This window comes from Pseudomonas sp. BF-R-01, assembly GCF_019946615.1.
GTDB lineage: Bacteria > Pseudomonadota > Gammaproteobacteria > Pseudomonadales > Pseudomonadaceae > Aquipseudomonas > Aquipseudomonas migulae.
On sequence record NZ_JAGYFX010000009.1, the window covers coordinates 43,203 to 61,801 of the forward strand.

Sequence of the window (18,599 nt, forward strand, 5' to 3'; positions counted from 1 at the left end):
GGCAGGAGTCAACGCGGCACCGCGAACGGTGGCTTGTCTCCCGGGCTTTTGTCCCGCCGTGTAACCTCAACTGGAGGTCGCCAACTCTCGGACCAGTCACTCGCCTTAGCGAGCCGGAACCCTAGTCAGCCATTGCAAATTGTGGTGCCGCGAACCTGTGATGACTCCTGCACGGGTTTGCTAAAGCGAGAGCCGTGCCAAGTCGCCCGAAGCGCTCTGGGCCGGGGGATTGCCATTTTTCGGGAGGGCGCAAGGGCCGTTCGCTGCTTTGTGATGGTGCGCCCGTGCACTGAGATGCAGCGTGGCTGGCCGCTGATCCGAAGGTCAGGCGTCGTCCGGCACTCGCCGTCGGATTGCCAGTCAAAACAGGTGTCAGCCGGCTGTATCGGCTGTGGTCTTTCAGGAGGCCGCCATGTTTCGTCGACTGTTACTGGGCGTTGTGCTCGGTGTCGGGTTGTCCGGCTGCTACTACTACGCCGGCACCTACGACGTGTATTCCACGCCTTATTACTACCCCGGCTATGCGCCGTATTCCTACTATTACGGCCCGCGTTATTACTATGGTCCGCGCTTTTACGGTGGTTATCGCTACTACTATTGGGGCGGGCATCACCCTCGTTATTACGGCGGTGGATACCATGGGCGGCACCATTAATCAGCGGGTGAATAGATGAAAAACCTTTCATCGGCTAGATGTTTCAACTTGTTTCAAGAGCGCACCGGATGTCGAAAACGATGTCTGATCTTTCGACAGTCACCGAATAATTGACTGTCGCTCGCCAGCGTCGCTGGTGTGGCTCACTCGCGGTCCAGGAGGCCGCCATGCTCTGTCGAAAACAGCTCCGCCCAATTCTTCTGATGGCTGTATTAGGATTGTCACTTGGCGCGTGCGTGCCCTATGCCGATGGAGGAGGCAGCTACTACAGTTCCGAGGTTTACACGTCCCCCGCGCCGTACTACTCAGATGGCGGCGGTTACTACTCCAGTGGCGGTTACTACACCTCGCCGCGCCGGTATTACTCACCACCGGCCCGCTATTACCAGCCAACGCCGCGGTACTACCACCAGCCGCGGGTGTATCAACCGGCACCGCGTTATTACCAGCCTTCGCCACGAAGCGATTACCGGGCGCACCAGGGGCGCGGTTGGGACGGCAATGGCCGGGGCGGCTGGGATGGCCGTAACCGTGGCAATTGGAACAATGATTACCGTGGTGGCGGACGCAATCACGGTGGACGAGGTGACCACTACGGTCGCGGCGATCACTCTGGCCGAGGCAGCCACCGATAACATGAGTTGAATGCAATACCTGTGGGAGCGAGCCTGCTCCCACATTTCGTTTTGTGACCTTACAAATCCGCCAACGGATGCCGACCTTCCCACACCTTGCGAAAATGCGCCTCCACCACCGCATCCGGCACGTGATTGATATCAGGCCAATGCCAGTGCGGTTTCTGGTCCTTGTCGATCAACCGCGCACGCACACCTTCGCTGAACTCCGGATGCCGGCAGCAGTTGAGGCTCAAGGTGTATTCCATCTGGAAAACCTGAGCCAGCGACATATGCCGGGCGCGGGCGATCTGTTGCCAGATCAGATGAGCAGTCAGCGGCGAACCTTCACTCAGGGTCCGCGCCGCGCGGCTAAGTACCAGGTCCGTGCTATCACGCTGTTGGCTGATGGCTTTCCAGGCGCATCGTACATCACTGACATCCAGCAATTCGTCGATCTGCTGGCGGCGCGGCAGCCACTGGGCTTCGGGCATTCGCGCCAGCGCTTCCTGCTGCAAGGCCTTGAGCAGGCTGTTGAGCTGCATCGGCGTCTGTTCCTGCCAGTTCAATTGCAGCAGGCCTTCGATCAGCTCTTCTTGCTGTTCATCGAGCAGGAAGCGGTCGGCCAGGCCCAGATCGATCGCATCGCGACCGTTCATGTGCGCGCCGGTCAGGCCGAGGAACAAGCCGAGCTTGCCGGGCAGGCGCGACAGAAACCAACTGGCACCGACATCCGGATACAAACCAATGCTGATTTCCGGCATCGCCAAACGGCTGCTCGGCGTGACAATACGGATGTTCGCGCCCTGCAGCAGGCCCATGCCGCCGCCGAGTACATAACCGTGACCCCAGCAGATCAACGGTTTCGGGTAGGTGTGCAGGCTGAAGTCCAGCCGGTATTCCGCCGCGAAGAAAGTTGCGGCCAGCGGGGGCACTACGCCGGGGTGCGCGCGACAGGCTTCCACCAGGCTGCGCACTTCGCCACCGGCGCAAAAGGCCTTGGCGCCATGACCGCGCAATAGCACGCAGACGATTTGCGGATCCTTGGCCCAAGCGTCCAGTTGATCGCGCAGGGCGTTGATCATCGGCAAGGACAGGGCGTTCAGGGATTTTTCGGCATCCAGGCTGGCAACGCCGATGCGGGCGCCGTCGGTGCCGGTGAGTTCTTCGAAGTGCAGATTCATCGTGACCTCGATCGGGAATTTGAGCGTTCAGTATGATCGCAATGCAGGAAAGTGCCGGATCTGCGTCAGATCAATTGACAAGCGTGATGGGCTTTCCTAGGGTTCGCCCCATTGTTTTTGCCGGATGTAACCATGACTGCTGACGACCGTATCAAACTCGAACCGAGCTGGAAGGAGGCACTGCGTGCCGAATTCGACCAGCCCTACATGGCAGAGTTGCGCGATTTCCTGCAACAGGAGCGTGCGGCCGGCAAGGAGATTTATCCACCGGGCCCGATGATTTTCAACGCGCTCAACTCGACGCCGCTGGACAAGGTCAAGGTCGTCATTCTCGGTCAGGATCCGTATCACGGGCCAGGCCAGGCCCATGGCTTGTGCTTCTCGGTGCAACCGGGCGTGCCGGCGCCGCCGTCGCTGGTGAACATCTATAAGGAGTTGAAACGCGACCTGAACATCGACATTCCCAATCACGGCTATCTGCAGAGCTGGGCCGATCAGGGCGTGTTGATGCTCAATACCACCATGACCGTCGAGCGCGCCAATGCCAATGCGCACAAGGACAAGGGCTGGCAGTTTTTTACCGACCGGATTATTGAAGTGGTCAGCCAGCAGCAACCGCATCTGGTGTTCATGCTGTGGGGCGCCCATGCCCAGAGCAAACAGAAGCTGATCAACGCGACCAAGCATCTGGTGCTGACGTCGGTGCACCCGTCACCGCTGTCCGCTTATCGCGGTTTTCTCGGGTGCGGGCACTTCAGCCGGACCAACAAGTTTCTTGAGCAGAATGGCGAGACGCCGATTGATTGGCGGTTGCCGCCAGTCTAAAAAGCTTCGCGGGCAAGCCTCGCTCCTACAGGATTTGTGTCGAGCATATAATTCACATACGACACAAACCCTGTAGGAGCGAGCGGGCGGCGATCCGACTTGCCCGCGAAGGGAGCGACTCGGTCTATCAGACCGAATCCGGATTCCGGTTCCAATACTTGAACAACGGCTCCGCCAGAAACAACACAAACAACAACCGCATCACCTGCATCGCCGTCACCAGCGGCACCGACAATTGCAGGGTCTCCGCCGTCAGGCTCATCTCCGCAATCCCGCCGGGCATCATGCCCAGGGTCAGCGAACGCAAATCCAGATGTGTCAGCGCACTCAATCCCAAGGCTGCCGCCGTGGCGATCAACATGGTCAACACCGTACCAATCAACGTCCGCCCCATAAACGAAGGCGCACGCCGGAAAAACTGCCGATTGAAATGGCAGCCCAAGCCACTGCCGATCAGCCATTGGCCAATCTGGCTAGCGCCGTTGGGCAAACCAATGTGCAGATCCCAACCAATGCTCACCGCCGCGCTCACCAGCAACGGCCCGAACAGCCACGGGTTGGGTTGACGCAAACGCTCCCAAATCCACGCCGCCAAGGCGCCCGCTGGAAATAGAAGGGCCAGCCACCACCAGTTGACGGCCGTCGGATGAAAAACCGGTGCGCCGTCGCCCAGCAAATACTTGAACGCCGCCGGTACGCAAAGCACCACCACCAGCACCCGCAGGCTTTGCCCGGCCGCTACGCGACTGAGCACCGCGCCATTGCGTGCGCCGAGGTTGACCATCTCCCCGGAGCCGCCGGGCATGCTGGAAAAAAATGCGGTGGCGCGATCCTCACCGGTACGGCGCATCAACCAGACCCCGACCACGGCGGACAGGCTGGTGATCAACGCACCGAAGAAGATCAGGCCAAAGTGGCTCAACACCTGCTCCATCACCACCGGGGTGAAGTGCAGGCCGATGCCGATGCCGACGACCCACTGGCCGACCTTGCGGCCGCCAGGGATTTCGGCCAATTGCCAGGGCGTCAGGCAACGCACGAGGATGATCGCCAGCAACGAGCCGACCATCCACGGCAGTGGCCAGCCGATCTGGCTGGCCAGGTAACCGCCCAGCGCGCCGACCAGCGGCGTACCCCACCAGGCCTTGAAGGGTGTTCGATCAGACATCGGCGACCGCGCGACGAGCGACCGAACGTTTGCGCCAGATCCGCAGGATCGGCACCAGCAACATCACCACGATCAACGCCCAGACACCCAGCGTGATCCCGCTCGACCAGAGAATCTCCAGCGAACCGTTGGAGATCGACAGTGCACGGCGCAGATTCTGTTCCATCAAACCTCCGAGAATGAAACCCAGCAAAACCGGCGACAACGGGAAATCCAGCTTGCGCAGAATGTAGCCGAAGATGCCAATGCCGATCATCAGGAACAGGTCGAAGGTGGTGGCATGCACCGCGAACACGCCGATGGCGGTAATGATCGCGATCATTGGCACCAACGCCCAGTTCGGTACGGCGAGGATGCGGGTGAAGATGCGGATCATCGGAATGTTGAGGATCACCAGCATGATGTTGGCAATGAACAACGACGCGATCAGGCCCCAGACGATGTCCGGTTGCTGTTGGAACAGCAGTGGGCCCGGCGTGATGTTGTACAGCGACAACGCACCGATCATCACCGCCGTCGTGCCCGAACCGGGAACACCCAGGGTCAGCATCGGCACCAGCGCACCGCAGGCTTCAGCACCGATGGCGGTTTCCGGAGCGGCCAGACCGCGCTTGTCGCCCTGTCCGAATTTGCCGCTTGGGCCGGCGATACGTTTCTCGGTCATGTAGGCCACGGCGCTGGCAAGTGTTGCACCGGCGCCAGGCAAAACGCCCATGATGAAACCCAGCACACCGCACCGCATGTTCACCCAGAACACCGACGCAGCTTCCTTGAAGTTGAACATCATGCGGCCGGTGGCTTTGAACGCTTCCTGGCCGCGATGGGTTTTTTCCAGCAGCAACAGAATCTCGCTGATGGAGAACAGGCCCAGCACCAACACCACGAACTGAATGCCGTCGGTGAGGTGGATGTTGTCGCCGGTGAAGCGGTAGACACCGCTGTTGGCGTCGATGCCGACGGTCGACAGGAACAGGCCGATCAGCGCCGCGATAAAGGTCTTCAGCGGTCGATCACCGGCCATGCCGCCGAGGCAGACAATCGCGAACACCATCAGGACGAAATATTCCGCCGGACCGAAGGCAATCGCCCATTTCGCCAGGATCGGCGCGAACACCACCATCCCGCACGTGGCAATAAAGGCACCGATGAACGAGCTCCACGCCGACAGCGACAGCGCGACACCGGCCATGCCTTGACGGGCCATCGGGTAGCCGTCGAGGGTGGTCATGACGGTGGACGCTTCGCCCGGAATGTTCAGCAGGATCGAACTGATCCGGCCGCCGTACTCGCAACCCAGGTAAACCGCAGCCAGCAGGATCAGTGCCGATTCCGGTGGCAGCCCGAGGGCGAATGCAATCGGGATCAGCAACGCCACGCCGTTGATCGGACCGAGGCCGGGCAGCAGGCCGACGACGGTGCCGATCAGCGTGCCGCTGAGTGCGGTGACCAGGTTGTAAGGGGTCAGTGCGACGCCGAAGCCGTGACTCAAATAACCAAGCGTATCCATTTCAGTTCTCCAGAACGTCGAGCAGACCCAGAGGCAGCGGCACGTCCATCACTTTGTCGAACAGCAGGTACAGACCGATGCTCATCAGGCTGATGATCACTGCGCTTGGCAACCAGCGTCCGCCGTAGAGGCGCGCCATCGGAATGCCGATCAAAATGCTGCTGAGGATGAAGCCCAACGGTTCGAACAGGCCGGCGAACACCAGCAGCAGCACCACGCAGCGGCCGATCTTGTGGAGGGTTTCACGATCCAGCGGCGGGTCTTCTTCGGAGTGTTTGATCGGGGACGGGCGAAACACCATGTAGATCAAGCCCATTCCCATCAGCCCCAGCATCAGCAAGGGGAAGGCGCGAGGGCCGATCGGTTCGTAGGAAAAAGGCGCCTGGTAGGGCCAGGCCATCAGCACCAGGCTGGCGCAGGCCAGCAGCAGCACCGATGCGAAAATGCGTTGTACGAGCATGGGGAACTCCTGTGCCGCGACCCCGCAGTGCGGGGCCGCAGCCGCTAGACAGAGGCGATCACTGAATCAGGCCGAACTCTTTGGCCAGCACTTTGTAGTCCGCGACCTGCTTCTTCACGTAGGTGTCCAGTTCCGGGCCGGTCATGGCGAACGGAAAGAGTTCACGCTGATCGCGCAGCTTGGCGAAGTCATCGGACGCCAGCAGTTTGTCGAAGGAGTCTTTCCACCAGGCGTAGTCTTCATCGCTGACTTTTGGCCCGAGGTAGAAACCGCGAACCACTGGCCAGACGATGTCGTAGCCTTGCTCTTTGGCGGTCGGAATGTCTTTCATTTCCGGCTCGTCCAGGCGCTTATCGGAGAACACCGCCAGCAGGCGCATGTCGCCGCTCTGGATGTGCGGCATGGAGTCGGAGATGTCGGTGCTGCCGACCTGGATGTGGCCGCCGAGCAGGGCGGTGGCGATTTCGCCGCCACCTTCGAGGGCGACGTAACGCAGATCGCGCGGGTTGATCCCGGCGGCCTTGGCGATCAACGCGGTTTGCATCCAGTCCTGGCTGCCGACGGTGCCGCCGGAACCGATCACCACTTTGCTTGGATCTTTCTTCAGCGCCTGAACGAGATCGTCGAGGGTCTTGTAAGGCGAATCGCTTTTCACCGCGATGGCGCCGTAGCTGGTGCCGACCGCTGCCAGCCAGCGCACGTTGGTTTCATCGAAGCGACCGAACTTGCCCTGGGCCAGGTTCAGCAACGAGCCGCTGGACCACGCCACGAGCGTGCCGGCGTCGGCCGGACGCTGAGCGACCACCGCGTTGTACGCCACTGCGCCGACACCGCCGGGCATGTAGGTCACGCGCATCGGTTTGCTCAGCAGTTTCTCGTTCATCAGCGCGCTTTGCGCCAGTTTGCAGGTCAGGTCGAAACCGCCGCCGGGCGAGGCCGGGGCGATGCATTCCGGGCGCTTGGGCTCGGCCATCAGTTGGCCGGCAAACAGCATGCAGCTGGCGGCGAGGGCGAAACGGCGCAGTGATCGATTCATTGTTGTCTCCACGGGAGTTGTTGTTTTTGGGGATGTTTCAGGTGCGGCAGTTTCGCGTCGCGCAGCCGTTGGTGGCGCTGACAAACGTAAACGACGGGAATTGAAAAAAGAGATGAGGCGGGCAAACCTGGAGCTGTGTGGACAGCATGGCGAAGTACCTCGTTATTGTTCTTATTGGCGAAAACGCATCGAGGCGTTTTTCGGGAGCTACATTTCAAAGCACGATCGATGGCTTTCAGTCGAAACCATCCGTGGGCCGACTCTAACGGTCGAACCTTTCACTAACCTTTCAGCGGACTTTCACGGTTTTCGGGCTTCACAGCGGCGGATGCGGCTGTAAACTCCGCGCCAAAGAATGGCGTCGAACATCCCTGAATGAGGTAAAGATCCATGCGTGTTCTGCTCGTCGAAGACCATCTGCAACTCGCCGACAGTGTCGCCCAGGCGCTCAAGAGCACCGGGCTGACCGTGGATGTGCTGCACGACGGCGTGGCCGCCGACCTGGCGCTGAGCAGCGAGGAATACGCCATGGCGATCCTCGATGTCGGCCTGCCGCGCATGGATGGCTTCGAGGTGCTGGCGCGCTTGCGGGCCCGGGGCAAGAACCTGCCGGTGCTGATGCTGACCGCCCGCAGCGACGTCAAGGATCGTGTGCATGGCTTGAACCTCGGCGCTGACGATTACCTGGCCAAACCATTCGAACTAACCGAGCTCGAAGCCCGGGTCAAAGCCTTGCTGCGTCGCAGTGTGCTCGGCGGCGAACGCCAGCAGACCTGCGGTGTGCTGGCTTACGATCTGGACACCCGACGCTTCACCCTCGGCGACGAATTGCTGACCCTGACCTCCCGCGAACAAGCGGTGCTCGAAGCGCTGATTGCGCGTCCCGGTCGGGTGATGAGCAAGGAGCAACTGGCTGCCCAAGTGTTTGGTCTCGACGAAGAGGCCAGCCCTGACGCCATCGAAATCTACGTCCACCGCTTGCGCAAGAAACTCGACGGCCAACCGGTCGCCATCGTGACGTTCCGCGGCCTCGGCTATTTGCTGGAAAGCCGCGATGCATAAGCCCAGCAGCCTGCGCTGGCGGTTGTTGTGGAACCTCGCGCTGTTGCTGGTGGTGTTGATGCTGGCCAGTGGATTGAGCGCGTACTGGAATGGTCGCGAAGCCGCCGATACCGCGTATGACCGGACCTTGCTGGCTTCTGCGCGAACCATCGCCGCCGGGGTGTCCCAGCGTGACGGAACGCTCAGTGCCGATGTGCCTTACGTGGCGCTGGATACGTTTGCCTACGACAGTGCCGGGCGAATTTTTTACCTGGTCAACGACATTCACCAGAACCTGATTTCCGGCTACGAAAACCTTCCAGCTCCACCACCGGGAACGCCGCGCACCGATGACTATCCGGCGTTGGCGCGTTTCTACAACGCGACGTATCGGGGGCAGAACGTGCGGGTGGTCAGCCTGCTCAAACCCGTGAGCGAGCCGAACATGAACGGCATGGCGGAAATTCGCGTGGCGGAAACCGACGAGGCACGCGTCAGCATGGCCCGTAGCCTGGCGGCAGACACGTTGTTGCGGCTGGGCATGCTGGCGGTCGGCGCGTTGCTGATGGTGTGGTTTGCGGTGAGTGCGGCGTTGCGCCCATTGGAACGCTTGCGCACGGCGGTGGAAGAGCGCCAGTCCGATGACTTGCGGCCGCTGCCGCTGGTGGAGGTGCAGCGAGAATTGTGGCCGTTGGTGCGTGCGCTCAATCACTTTACCGAGCGCCTGCGCGGGCAGTTCGAACGTCAGGCGCAGTTCATTGCCGATGCTGCGCATGAACTGCGCACGCCACTGGCGGCGCTCAAGGCGCGACTTGAACTCGGCCTGCGTTCGGGCGAGCCCGAAACCTGGCGCAATACGCTGGAAACGGCAGCGCAAGGCACGGATCGTTTGACCCATCTGGCCAACCAATTGCTTTCGCTGGCGCGTGTCGAAAACGGTGCCCGGGCGATTGCCGAGGGCGGTGCACAATTACTCGATCTGAGTCAGCTGGCCCGGGAGCTGGGCATGGCGATGGCGCCGCTGGCCCATGCCCGCGGCGTCGCGCTGGCGCTGGAAGCCGACGAACCGGTGTGGCTGCGCGGTGAGCCGACGCTGCTGAACGAGCTGTTGAGCAATCTGGTGGACAACGCGCTGGCCCATACGCCGCCCGGCGGCAATGTGATCCTGCGGGTCTCGGCGCCGGCGGTGCTGGAGGTCGAGGATGACGGGCCGGGGATTCCGCTGGAAGAGCGTGATCGGGTGTTCGAGCGCTTCTATCGGCGCAACCAGCAAGTGGCCGGGTCGGGGTTGGGGTTGGCGATTGTCGGCGAGATCTGCCGCGCGCATCTGGCACATATCAGCCTGCACGATGGCGAGCAGGCGGGGTTGAAGGTGCGGGTGAGTTTTATCGCGGGAGAGTGATGGTGTTCGTACTGGCCCCTTCGCGGGCAAGCCTCGCTCCTACAGGTATTACGATGCTTTTGTAGGAGCGAGGCTTGCCCGCGAAGCTTTTAATAGAACATCGACCGCGATTCTTCCAGATCCCTGCACATCGACTCATTCTCCGGGTCGATTCCCAGCTTCTTGAAGGCCGGCACGCCGAGCGGGTCGATACGGGCGATGGGGTGGTCGGTGTCCTTGTGGCAATACAAACTGGCCACTTGCACCAGATCCACATAGTCGACGCGTTCGGACTCGCGCTTGAAGTCCAGATACAGCCCCGGCAATTGCACCAGCATTTCCGGAAACTCCCAGACCCTGAGCAGTTTGTCGCCGAGCAGCGGGTGAATGTGGTCGATCACATGGTTCAGGCTGACCGGGTCCGACAGCAGCTCGTAGTGGTCTTCGGCGTAGGTCAGGATCGGCAGTACGCCAATCTGATGCACCAGTCCGCCCAGCGCCGCCTGATCGGGCTTGAGCTGCGTGTAACTGCGGCACAGCGCGTAGCTGACCCCGGCGATTTCCAGGCTTTTGCGCCAGACATCGCGCATCTTTTTCTCCACCACGTCAGAGCGCGCATGGAAAATCTGCTCCATGACCAGACCGATGGCCAGGTTGCTGCTGTAATTGACGCCCAGGCGCGTGATTGCCGTGTGCAAGTCAGTGACTTCCTGGGTCGCGCGCAGCAGCGGGCTATTGACCACTTTGATCAGGCGTGCCGACAGCGCCGTATCACGGCCAATCACTTTACTCAGGGTGCTGACACTTATTTCCGGGTCTTCAGCGGCCTTGCGAATCTGCAGGGCCACTTCCGGCAACGTTGGCAGAACCAGGTCATCGTTATCGATGGCCTCAACCAAATCCTGTTGGACCTTATCCGCCAAATCGCTCATTTCTTTTCTCTAGGGTGTTGCAACAAGTACTGCTGTTAACGCTGGATTTCGCGATCGCGATCCAGTTCATAAGGCAAGTCAAGCAGATGCAGGGCCGGCCCTTCGATCGCGCCGAGATGGACGTCGCCACCTTCCGCCGCTTCGGCTTGCAAGACGGCCAGGAGTTCAATGTTTTGTCCGGCGTGCGCGGCAATCACCACTTCGCCGATGGAACTGCCGTGTGTCGGGGAAAACAAGGGTGTGCCGGGTTCAGGTAATGCACTGGCGTCCAGCTTCAGACGATACAAGCGGCGCTTGAGTTTGCCCAGGTACTGCATCCGCGCAACGATTTCCTGGCCGGTGTAGCAACCTTTCTTGAAGCTCACGCCGCCGACGGCCTGCAGATTGAGCATCTGCGGAATGAACAATTCGCGTGTGCCCGGCATCACCTGGCCGATCCCTGCGCGGACCTGACCCAGCAGCCATTGATTGAGATCGCCCTCGGTCAGCAAAGCAGATAACCGGCCCTTGATGACGTCGGCCTGATCGGCGGCAACCCAGAGTTCGGCGCGGTCCGGTGAAACGCGGATGGCGATCAATCCGTCATTGCGCGCCACGCTGTCGGTGTCCGCCGGCAGTTCGAGACCCAGGCCGATCAGGGCGGCATCGCCATGGTCAACGCCGAAGCGGACCCAGGCAGCGCTTTCATCGGTCAATTTCGATTTGGAGAACACCGCGTACTTCTTCAGGTCCGCCAGTTGCGGCTCCAGCAGCTCGGTGGCCATGGCCATGAGCACGCCATCACCTTGCAGCAGAATGCGGAAGCTCGATTGCATCCGGCCTTTCTGGGTGCAGCGCGCGCCGAGGCTGGCCTGGGTGTCGCTCAGGTAATTGAGGTTGCAGGTCAGCTGGCCTTGCAGAAATTTGCTGGCATCCGCGCCGCGGACCGCGAGAACGCCTTCGTGAGACAGGGTGCAGAAAAAAGCAGAATCGGCCATGGGAGATCGCAGGGTAAAAGAGTCTGGGGGACATCATAAGGGGGCGCCCATGAAATGGGTAGTTCACAAAAGGTCGACAGTGCCCGACCAAAGCCGACTGTTCGATGGTGTCCGGGGCTGTATACTTGCCGCCTATTTGAGGAGCGCTCCATGGTCGAAGATGTTGAACTGAATCGCCTCTACTGGCACAGCCGCCGCGGCATGCTTGAACTTGACGTGTTGCTGGTGCCGTTCGTGAAAGAGGTCTACCCGCACCTCAATGATGTCGACCGCGATTGCTACCGCAAGCTGCTCGAATGCGAAGATCAGGACATGTTCGGCTGGTTCATGGAACGTGCCGAGTCGGAAGATCCGGAGCTGCAGCGCATGGTTCGCATGATCCTGGATCGTGTCCAGCCCAAGTAATGCGTTCGAATGCCGCTGGCATGCCTCTGGGCAGTTGCTGGCGGCGTATCTGTTGACCCAGCTGTTCGCGCTGGGTTCGTTGTTTCTGCTTGCCATACCGGTCTGGGCCAGCTTGCTCGGCGCTTTTTGCTGCCTGGCTCATGGCGTTTGGGCATTGCCACGCCAGATTCTACTGACACACCCACAGGCGTTTCGCGGCTTGCGTCGTGATGCGGATGGCTGGCAGTTGTGGAATCAGGTGGCGGGTTGGCAGGCGGTTCAGCTACGGCCGGACAGCCTCGCGCTGCCGCTGGTCGTCGTCCTGCGTTTTCGCCTGCAAGGCGAGCGGCGGGTCCGGGCGATCTGTGTGCCCAGGGATTCGCAGGCGGCGGATGTGCACCGACGCCTGCGGGTTCGGCTCACGTTCAGTCGGCGTAGGTGGGCGGCACCAGAATAGTGTCCAGCGCCTCCGGCAGCAGGTTCGGGTAGTCGAGGGTGTAATGCAGGCCGCGACTTTCCTTGCGTTCCATGGCTGACTGAATCATCAGTTCCGCCACTTGGGCCAGGTTACGCAGCTCGATCAAGTCCCGGCTGACCTTGTAGTTACTGTAGAACTCGTCGATTTCGTCCAGCAACAGCCGCACGCGGTGTTGCGCACGTTGCAGGCGCTTGTTGGTGCGCACAATGCCGACGTAGTCCCACATGAATCGCCGCAGTTCATCCCAGTTGTGCGCAATGATCACGTCTTCATCCGAGTCGGTGACCTGGCTGGCATCCCAGACGGGCAGGGCGACCGGAATCGAAACCTGCGGCAGCTGCTCGAGAATGTCTTCTGCCGCCGAGCGTGCGTAAACGAAACATTCCAGCAGCGAGTTGCTGGCCATGCGGTTGGCGCCGTGCAGGCCAGTGAAACTGGTTTCGCCAATTGCATACAGCCCCGGCACGTCGGTGCGGCCCTGCTGATCGACCATCACGCCGCCGCAGGTGTAGTGCGCTGCGGGAACCACCGGAATCGGTTGCTTGGTGATGTCGATGGAAAACTCCAGGCAGCGCTCGTACACCGTCGGGAAGTGCGTCTTGATGAACGCTTCCGGCTTGTGACTGATGTCCAGATAAACGCAATCGACACCCAGGCGCTTCATCTCATGGTCGATGGCCCGGGCAACGATGTCCCGTGGCGCCAGTTCGGCGCGCGGGTCGAAACGCTGCATGAAGCGTTCGCCATTGGGCAGTTTCAGGTGCGCACCTTCGCCGCGCAGGGCTTCGGTGATCAGGAAACTCTTGGCCTGCGGGTGATACAGGCACGTCGGGTGAAACTGGTTGAACTCCAGGTTCGCCACCCGGCAGCCCGAACGCCAGGCCATGGCGATGCCATCACCGCAGGCGCCGTCGGGGTTGCTGGTATAGAGGTAGACCTTGGCGGCACCGCCGGACGCGAGGATCACGAAGCGTGCGCCGTAGGTGTCGACTTCCCCGGTGCCGCGGTTGAGCACGTAGGCGCCGAGGCAGCGGTCGCCTTCAAGGCCCAGGCGCTTTTCGGTGATCAGATCGACGGCGACCCGCTGTTCCAGCAACTCGATGTTGGGCCGTTGTCTGGCTTTGTCGAGCAGGGTTCTGAAAATCGCTGCGCCGGTGGCATCGGCGGCGTGAATGATGCGCCGATGGCTGTGACCGCCTTCGCGGGTCAGGTGAAACTCGAAACCGCCATCTTCGGTGCCGGATTGTTCATCGCGGGTGAACGGCACGCCTTGATCGATCAGCCATTGAATGGCCTCTTTGCTGTGCTCGACGGTGAAGCGCACGGCGTCTTCGTGGCACAGGCCACCGCCGGCATTCAGGGTGTCATCGACGTGGGATTCAACGGTATCGGTGTCATCCAGCACGGCAGCGACACCGCCCTGGGCCCAGAAGGTCGAGCCATTGGCGAGGTCGCCTTTGCTCAGTACGGCAATGCGCAAATGATCGGGCAAGGTCAGCGCAAGGCTCAAACCGGCAGCACCGCTGCCAATCACCAGAACATCGTGTTGAAACTGTTGGCTCATTTCAGGATTCCGCTCAAAGCGACCCGGGTCGGGGTTGGCGCATGACTCCCGCATCGGCGAGTCAAGGCGGCCACACAGCGCACTAGTATATAGAGGGGGGGAGCGGCACAATAGCCGAGGTCACATGGCATTGTGAAACTACTGTGACGGAAAAGACTTGACGCTTCGTCGGATGATTTTTCGACCGGTTCGGCGACAAGAAGACTGTATCGTCGATTTAACAGTCTTTTTCCATTCACGGTTGCACAATGTCGGTCTTGCGCAGCTATAAATATTTGGAACTTTTGCCAAAGGCCCAAGATCAATAGACCGTTGCCTGAATCAAGGGACAGTGTCGGCTTCAATGCAGGATTGCGGTTTGATCCTTGCCGGCGAATCCGATGACAAGATTATTCGCGCAGCCGGGTTATGCCGAGCTGCGCTTTTCGTGCGTGCCAAATCAGAGCCCGCAGGAAACTTGCTTGGAGGGGGAGAACTTTTGCGAAAAGCCCGAGTCTATGTTTGCAAGTCTGGTCGTTTAGTTATGCAAGCTTCCTCCGAGCTTATCGAGGAGAGTTCATGCTAACCCAGGAAGAGGATCAGCAGCTGGTCGAACGCGTTCAGCGCGGCGACAAGCGAGCTTTCGATCTGCTAGTGCTGAAATATCAGCACAAAATTCTCGGGTTGATCGTGCGTTTCGTGCACGACACCCATGAAGCCCAGGATGTGGCACAAGAAGCCTTTATCAAGGCGTACCGTGCGCTTGGAAATTTTCGCGGGGACAGCGCGTTTTACACGTGGCTTTACCGCATCGCCATCAACACGGCGAAAAACTATCTGGTTTCACGCGGCCGTCGGCCGCCGGATAGCGATGTCAGTTCCGAAGATGCAGAGTTCTACGATGGCGATCATGGCCTCAAGGATCTCGAGTCGCCTGAGCGCGCATTGCTGCGGGATGAGATCGAAGGCACCGTCCATCGAACCATTCAGCAACTGCCGGAAGATTTGCGTACGGCTTTAACTTTACGTGAGTTTGATGGTCTGAGTTACGAGGACATTGCGGCAGTCATGCAGTGTCCGGTGGGTACCGTGCGCTCCCGGATTTTCCGCGCTCGGGAGGCCATCGATAAAGCCCTGCAGCCGTTGTTGCAGGAAAACTGAGACAGCGGCGACAGCCAAGAGAGGAACGCCATGAGTCGTGAAGCCCTGCAGGAATCGCTGTCCGCAGTGATGGATAACGAAGCGGACGAACTGGAATTGCGTCGGGTATTGAATGCCTTTGACGATGTTGAAACCCGTGAAACATGGGCTCGTTATCAAATCGCTCGGGCAGTGATGCACAAGGATCTGCTGCTTCCACGTCTGGACATTGCAGCGGCCGTTTCTGCTGCGCTGGCTGACGAAGCCGTACCGGCGAAAGTCTCCCGTGGTCCATGGCGCAGCCTGGGTCGCCTCGCTGTAGCCGCTTCGGTTACCGTCGCCGTGTTGGCAGGTGTTCGTCTGTACAACCAGGACGAGATCGCGGGTGTCGAGTTGGCTCAGCACTCCACTCAACCGGGTCTGGCCGTTCCTCAGGTCAAGGGTCCAGCTGTTTTGGCAGGCTATAATGAGAGCTCGGAAGCCACTGGTCCTATGGCCAACGGCGTATTGCAGGCTCAGCCGGGCTGGCACGATCAGCGTTTGCCAGGCTACTTGCGCCAACATGCTCAACAGGCTGCACTGAAAGGTACTGAGAGCGCTCTGCCTTACGCTCGTGCAGCGAGCCTGGAAAACCGTTAAGGAGGATCATGCGCGCCATACCTCTACTTTCGCTTCTGCTTAGTGGCTGGTTCATTGTTCCAGCCCATGCCGATGAGGCACAAGACTGGTTGACCCGTCTTGGCCAGGCCGAGCAGCAGCAAAGCTTTCACGGTACTTTTGTCTACGAGCGAAACGGTAGTTTTTCTACCCACAACATCTGGCACCGCGTCCAGGATGGCAAGGTCCATGAGCGTTTACTCCAGCTCGACGGCCAGGCTCAGGAAGTTGTGCGCATTGATGGGCGTACTCAATGCGTCAGCGGCATTCTGATTGCAGGGCTTGGGGATTCCCCCAACTCCGCTGCTCGTACACTCGATCCACAGAAGCTCAAGAATTGGTACGACCTTGCCGTCATCGGCAAGTCGCGTGTGGCCGGCCGTGCGGCAGTCATCGTTACCCTGACGCCTCGCGATCAACATCGCTACGGTTTTGAATTGCATCTGGATAAAGAAACCGGCCTGCCGCTCAAATCATTGCTTCTGAATGAGAAAGGGCAGTTGCTGGAGCGGTTCCAGTTCACGCAGCTGGATACCTCCGATTTGCCTTCCGACGATGATTTGCGGGCAGGCCCGGATTGCAAAGCCATCACCCTCGACAGCGACAAGGCTTCAGCCGTCAAGGCTGCCCAGACCTGGCATTCGGACTGGTTGCCTGCCGGCTTTGAGCTGACCAGCAGCACTTCACGCAAGGATCCCGCGACCAAAACCCAGGTCAGCAGTCTGATGTATGACGATGGTCTCGCACGTTTTTCGGTGTTCCTTGAGCCGCTCAATGGTGCCCCCGTCACCGATACCCGCACTCAGTTGGGCCCGACCGTCGCGGTATCCCGGCGCTTGACCACCCCTCAAGGCGAGATGATGGTCACCGTCGTCGGTGAAATCCCGGTAGGCACCGCTGAACGGATTGCGCTGTCCATGCGCTCCGATGCCACTGCAACCCAGTAGTGAGCTGAAACCGAAATGTTTGGTGAGCATTTCAATTTGCAAATATCCCCGAAATTTTTTATAGGTCAGAGCCCCTCGGCTCTGGCCTTGTTTGTTGTTCCCGGAACAAAAATACCGGCGTATCGTTCCCGGTGTTCCTTGCTCCATATCGCTTAACCATGCTCGTCGTAACGGGAGCCGTATGTCGATACCACGCTTGAAGTCTTACCTCTCCATATTTGCCACCGTGCTGGTGCTCGGTCAGGCGGTCGCTGTACAAGCGGCCGAGTTGCCTGACTTCACGCAGCTGGTCGAGCAGGCCTCGCCCGCGGTGGTAAACATCAGTACCACGCAGAAACTGCCGGACCGCAAAGTGTCGAGCCAGCAGATGCCAGACCTTGAAGGCTTGCCGCCGATGTTGCGCGAGTTCTTCGAGCGCGGCATGCCGCCACAACCGCGTACGCCGCGCGGTGATCGTCAGCGCGAAGCCCAGTCGTTGGGGTCGGGTTTCATCATCTCGTCTGACGGCTACATCCTGACCAACAACCACGTGATCGCCGATGCCGACGAAATTCTCGTCCGTCTCGCTGACCGTAGTGAATTGAAAGCCAAACTGGTCGGCACCGATCCACGCTCCGACGTGGCGCTGCTGAAAATCGAAGGCAAGGATCTGCCGGTCCTGAAGCTGGGTAAATCCCAGGACCTGAAGGCTGGTCAGTGGGTCGTGGCCATCGGCTCGCCATTCGGTTTCGACCACACTGTGACCCAAGGCATCGTCAGTGCCATCGGTCGCAGCCTGCCGAACGAAAACTATGTGCCGTTCATCCAGACCGACGTGCCGATCAACCCGGGTAACTCCGGTGGTCCGCTGTTCAACCTGGCGGGCGAAGTGGTGGGGATCAACTCTCAGATCTACACCCGTTCCGGTGGTTTCATGGGCGTGTCGTTCGCAATCCCGATCGATGTGGCCATGGACGTTTCCAACCAGCTGAAAAGCGGCGGCAAGGTCAGCCGTGGATGGTTGGGTGTCGTGATTCAGGAAGTGAGCAAGGATCTGGCCGAGTCGTTCGGTCTTGATAAACCGGCCGGTGCACTGGTGGCGCAGATCCAGGATGACGGTCCGGCGGCCAAGGGTGGCCTGCAAGTGGGTGACGTGATCCTGAGCATGAACGGTCAACCGATCGTCATGTCTGCCGATCTGCCGCATCTAGTCGGCGCGCTGAAGGCTGGCGCCAAGGCAAACCTTGAAGTGATTCGTGAAGGTAAGCGCCAGAATGTCGAGCTGACCGTCGGCGCTATCCCTGAAGAGGGCAAAGAGCTGGATGCCCTGCCGAAATCGGCCACCGAGCGCAGCAGCAATCGCCTGGGTGTTTCCGTGGTCGAGCTGACCGACGAACAGAAGAAAACCTACGACCTCAAAGGTGGCGTGGTGATCAAGGAAGTTCAGGACGGTCCTGCATCCCTGATCGGCTTGCAGCCAGGCGACGTCATCACTCACCTGAACAATCAGGCGATTGGTTCCGCCAAGGAGTTCACCGATATCGCCAAGGCGCTGCCGAAGAACCGCTCGGTGTCGATGCGGGTTCTGCGTCAGAATCGCGCCAGCTTCATCACCTTCAAACTGGCTGAATAAACCGGTTGTCGGCTGAATAAAAAACCGCCTCGAAAGAGGCGGTTTTTTTATGCCTGGT

Annotated in this window: 19 protein-coding genes and 1 riboswitch; of the genes, 11 read left to right on the forward strand and 8 right to left on the reverse strand. The window is 60.0% G+C overall.

The features are described from left to right. Positions 1–35: 35 nt before the first annotated feature. Positions 36–136, reverse strand: a riboswitch (guanidine-I (ykkC/yxkD leader). A gap of 276 nt (positions 137–412) precedes the next feature. After that, entirely contained in the window at positions 413–655 is a 243-nt protein-coding gene (locus KGB27_RS06100) for a hypothetical protein (protein ID WP_008025780.1), read from the forward strand. Between the two features lie 167 nt (positions 656–822). Further along, positions 823–1,290 (forward strand): hypothetical protein, encoded by a 468-nt coding sequence (locus KGB27_RS06105; protein ID WP_008036217.1) that lies wholly within the window; start codon positions 823–825, stop codon positions 1,288–1,290. 59 nt (positions 1,291–1,349) lie between these two features. On the opposite strand, the gene KGB27_RS06110 is transcribed toward KGB27_RS06105, so the two are convergent. Then, a complete protein-coding gene (locus KGB27_RS06110; RefSeq protein ID WP_223553581.1) occupies positions 1,350–2,453 on the reverse strand; it encodes an enoyl-CoA hydratase/isomerase family protein in 1,104 nt (367 codons plus the stop codon). A 132-nt stretch (positions 2,454–2,585) separates the two neighbouring features. Here KGB27_RS06110 and ung point away from each other — a divergent pair, with 132 nt between their 5' ends. Continuing rightward, on the forward strand, positions 2,586–3,278 hold the full coding sequence (gene ung, locus KGB27_RS06115) for a uracil-DNA glycosylase (RefSeq protein ID WP_223553584.1): 693 nt from the start codon (positions 2,586–2,588) through the stop codon (positions 3,276–3,278). A gap of 127 nt (positions 3,279–3,405) precedes the next feature. Here the strand turns inward: ung and KGB27_RS06120 are convergent, their stop codons facing one another. From KGB27_RS06120 to KGB27_RS06135, 4 genes are read right to left on the reverse strand one after another with little or no spacing between them, the layout of a single operon-like run. Beyond that, the gene (locus tag KGB27_RS06120; RefSeq protein WP_223553586.1) at positions 3,406–4,446 is read right to left on the reverse strand and encodes an AbrB family transcriptional regulator; all 1,041 of its coding nucleotides are present in this window, start codon (positions 4,444–4,446) and stop codon (positions 3,406–3,408) included. Continuing rightward, a complete protein-coding gene (locus KGB27_RS06125) occupies positions 4,439–5,953 on the reverse strand; it encodes a tripartite tricarboxylate transporter permease (protein ID WP_008034898.1) in 1,515 nt (504 codons plus the stop codon). The genes KGB27_RS06120 and KGB27_RS06125 overlap by 8 nt, the downstream gene beginning before the upstream one ends. A 1-nt stretch (position 5,954) precedes the next feature. Beyond that, positions 5,955–6,413 carry a tripartite tricarboxylate transporter TctB family protein gene (locus KGB27_RS06130; protein WP_008034905.1) on the reverse strand — a complete coding sequence of 153 codons (459 nt, stop codon included), beginning with the start codon at positions 6,411–6,413 and terminating at the stop codon, positions 5,955–5,957. A 58-nt stretch (positions 6,414–6,471) separates the two neighbouring features. Beyond that, positions 6,472–7,449 (reverse strand): Bug family tripartite tricarboxylate transporter substrate binding protein, encoded by a 978-nt coding sequence (locus KGB27_RS06135; protein ID WP_008036010.1) that lies wholly within the window; start codon positions 7,447–7,449, stop codon positions 6,472–6,474. Between the two features lie 390 nt (positions 7,450–7,839). On the opposite strand from KGB27_RS06135, the gene KGB27_RS06140 reads away from it, so the two are divergent. Beyond that, a complete protein-coding gene (locus KGB27_RS06140; RefSeq protein WP_008034908.1) occupies positions 7,840–8,511 on the forward strand; it encodes a response regulator in 672 nt (223 codons plus the stop codon). Then, entirely contained in the window at positions 8,504–9,892 is a 1,389-nt protein-coding gene (locus KGB27_RS06145) for a sensor histidine kinase (RefSeq protein ID WP_223553589.1), read from the forward strand. Before KGB27_RS06140 ends, KGB27_RS06145 begins: the two co-directional genes overlap by 8 nt. 89 nt (positions 9,893–9,981) lie before the next feature. On the opposite strand, the gene KGB27_RS06150 is transcribed toward KGB27_RS06145, so the two are convergent. Further along, complete coding sequence (locus KGB27_RS06150) at positions 9,982–10,803, reverse strand: HDOD domain-containing protein (RefSeq protein WP_008036012.1); 822 nt, start codon at positions 10,801–10,803, stop codon at positions 9,982–9,984. 35 nt (positions 10,804–10,838) lie between these two features. Beyond that, complete coding sequence (locus KGB27_RS06155; RefSeq protein ID WP_223437292.1) at positions 10,839–11,780, reverse strand: YgfZ/GcvT domain-containing protein; 942 nt, start codon at positions 11,778–11,780, stop codon at positions 10,839–10,841. A 150-nt stretch (positions 11,781–11,930) separates the two neighbouring features. On the opposite strand from KGB27_RS06155, the gene KGB27_RS06160 reads away from it, so the two are divergent. Both KGB27_RS06160 and KGB27_RS06165 read left to right on the forward strand, forming a co-directional pair. Next, positions 11,931–12,185, forward strand: a complete 255-nt coding sequence (locus tag KGB27_RS06160) for a succinate dehydrogenase assembly factor 2 (protein WP_007944081.1) — start codon at positions 11,931–11,933, stop codon at positions 12,183–12,185. Beyond that, positions 12,169–12,621, forward strand: a complete 453-nt coding sequence (locus KGB27_RS06165; RefSeq protein WP_223553592.1) for a protein YgfX — start codon at positions 12,169–12,171, stop codon at positions 12,619–12,621. Before KGB27_RS06160 ends, KGB27_RS06165 begins: the two co-directional genes overlap by 17 nt. Here the strand turns inward: KGB27_RS06165 and nadB are convergent. Further along, entirely contained in the window at positions 12,590–14,206 is a 1,617-nt protein-coding gene (gene nadB, locus KGB27_RS06170) for an L-aspartate oxidase (RefSeq protein ID WP_008034915.1), read from the reverse strand. The genes KGB27_RS06165 and nadB overlap by 32 nt on opposite strands. 558 nt (positions 14,207–14,764) lie before the next feature. Here nadB and rpoE point away from each other — a divergent pair. The 4 genes from rpoE to KGB27_RS06190 all read left to right on the forward strand — a co-directional run bounded on the left by rpoE (position 14,765) and on the right by KGB27_RS06190 (position 18,541). Next, a complete protein-coding gene (gene rpoE / locus KGB27_RS06175; RefSeq protein WP_007944079.1) occupies positions 14,765–15,346 on the forward strand; it encodes an RNA polymerase sigma factor RpoE in 582 nt (193 codons plus the stop codon). Between the two features lie 30 nt (positions 15,347–15,376). After that, positions 15,377–15,964, forward strand: coding sequence for a sigma-E factor negative regulatory protein (locus tag KGB27_RS06180; RefSeq protein ID WP_008034916.1), 588 nt, complete (start codon positions 15,377–15,379; stop codon positions 15,962–15,964). 8 nt (positions 15,965–15,972) lie between these two features. Further along, complete coding sequence (locus tag KGB27_RS06185) at positions 15,973–16,929, forward strand: MucB/RseB C-terminal domain-containing protein (protein WP_223553595.1); 957 nt, start codon at positions 15,973–15,975, stop codon at positions 16,927–16,929. A 181-nt stretch (positions 16,930–17,110) separates the two neighbouring features. Then, on the forward strand, positions 17,111–18,541 hold the full coding sequence (locus tag KGB27_RS06190; protein ID WP_008034918.1) for a DegQ family serine endoprotease: 1,431 nt from the start codon (positions 17,111–17,113) through the stop codon (positions 18,539–18,541). The last annotated feature ends 58 nt before the right edge of the window (positions 18,542–18,599 follow it).

What these genes read in the sequence shown, in the direction of transcription:
- rpoE (WP_007944079.1), top strand. Translation starts at nt 14,765, where the DNA reads ATGCTAACCCAGGAAGAGGATCAGCAGCTGGTCGAACGCGTTCAGCGC.
- KGB27_RS06120 (WP_223553586.1), bottom strand. Translation starts at nt 4,446, where the DNA reads ATGTCTGATCGAACACCCTTCAAGGCCTGGTGGGGTACGCCGCTGGTC.
- ung (WP_223553584.1), top strand. Translation starts at nt 2,586, where the DNA reads ATGACTGCTGACGACCGTATCAAACTCGAACCGAGCTGGAAGGAGGCA.
- KGB27_RS06190 (WP_008034918.1), top strand. Translation starts at nt 17,111, where the DNA reads ATGTCGATACCACGCTTGAAGTCTTACCTCTCCATATTTGCCACCGTG.
- nadB (WP_008034915.1), bottom strand. Translation starts at nt 14,206, where the DNA reads ATGAGCCAACAGTTTCAACACGATGTTCTGGTGATTGGCAGCGGTGCT.
- KGB27_RS06110 (WP_223553581.1), bottom strand. Translation starts at nt 2,453, where the DNA reads ATGAATCTGCACTTCGAAGAACTCACCGGCACCGACGGCGCCCGCATC.
- KGB27_RS06180 (WP_008034916.1), top strand. Translation starts at nt 15,377, where the DNA reads ATGAGTCGTGAAGCCCTGCAGGAATCGCTGTCCGCAGTGATGGATAAC.
- KGB27_RS06125 (WP_008034898.1), bottom strand. Translation starts at nt 5,953, where the DNA reads ATGGATACGCTTGGTTATTTGAGTCACGGCTTCGGCGTCGCACTGACC.
- KGB27_RS06185 (WP_223553595.1), top strand. Translation starts at nt 15,973, where the DNA reads ATGCGCGCCATACCTCTACTTTCGCTTCTGCTTAGTGGCTGGTTCATT.
- KGB27_RS06140 (WP_008034908.1), top strand. Translation starts at nt 7,840, where the DNA reads ATGCGTGTTCTGCTCGTCGAAGACCATCTGCAACTCGCCGACAGTGTC.
- KGB27_RS06135 (WP_008036010.1), bottom strand. Translation starts at nt 7,449, where the DNA reads ATGAATCGATCACTGCGCCGTTTCGCCCTCGCCGCCAGCTGCATGCTG.
- KGB27_RS06100 (WP_008025780.1), top strand. Translation starts at nt 413, where the DNA reads ATGTTTCGTCGACTGTTACTGGGCGTTGTGCTCGGTGTCGGGTTGTCC.
- KGB27_RS06160 (WP_007944081.1), top strand. Translation starts at nt 11,931, where the DNA reads ATGGTCGAAGATGTTGAACTGAATCGCCTCTACTGGCACAGCCGCCGC.
- KGB27_RS06130 (WP_008034905.1), bottom strand. Translation starts at nt 6,413, where the DNA reads ATGCTCGTACAACGCATTTTCGCATCGGTGCTGCTGCTGGCCTGCGCC.
- KGB27_RS06155 (WP_223437292.1), bottom strand. Translation starts at nt 11,780, where the DNA reads ATGGCCGATTCTGCTTTTTTCTGCACCCTGTCTCACGAAGGCGTTCTC.
- KGB27_RS06105 (WP_008036217.1), top strand. Translation starts at nt 823, where the DNA reads ATGCTCTGTCGAAAACAGCTCCGCCCAATTCTTCTGATGGCTGTATTA.
- KGB27_RS06150 (WP_008036012.1), bottom strand. Translation starts at nt 10,803, where the DNA reads ATGAGCGATTTGGCGGATAAGGTCCAACAGGATTTGGTTGAGGCCATC.
- KGB27_RS06145 (WP_223553589.1), top strand. Translation starts at nt 8,504, where the DNA reads ATGCATAAGCCCAGCAGCCTGCGCTGGCGGTTGTTGTGGAACCTCGCG.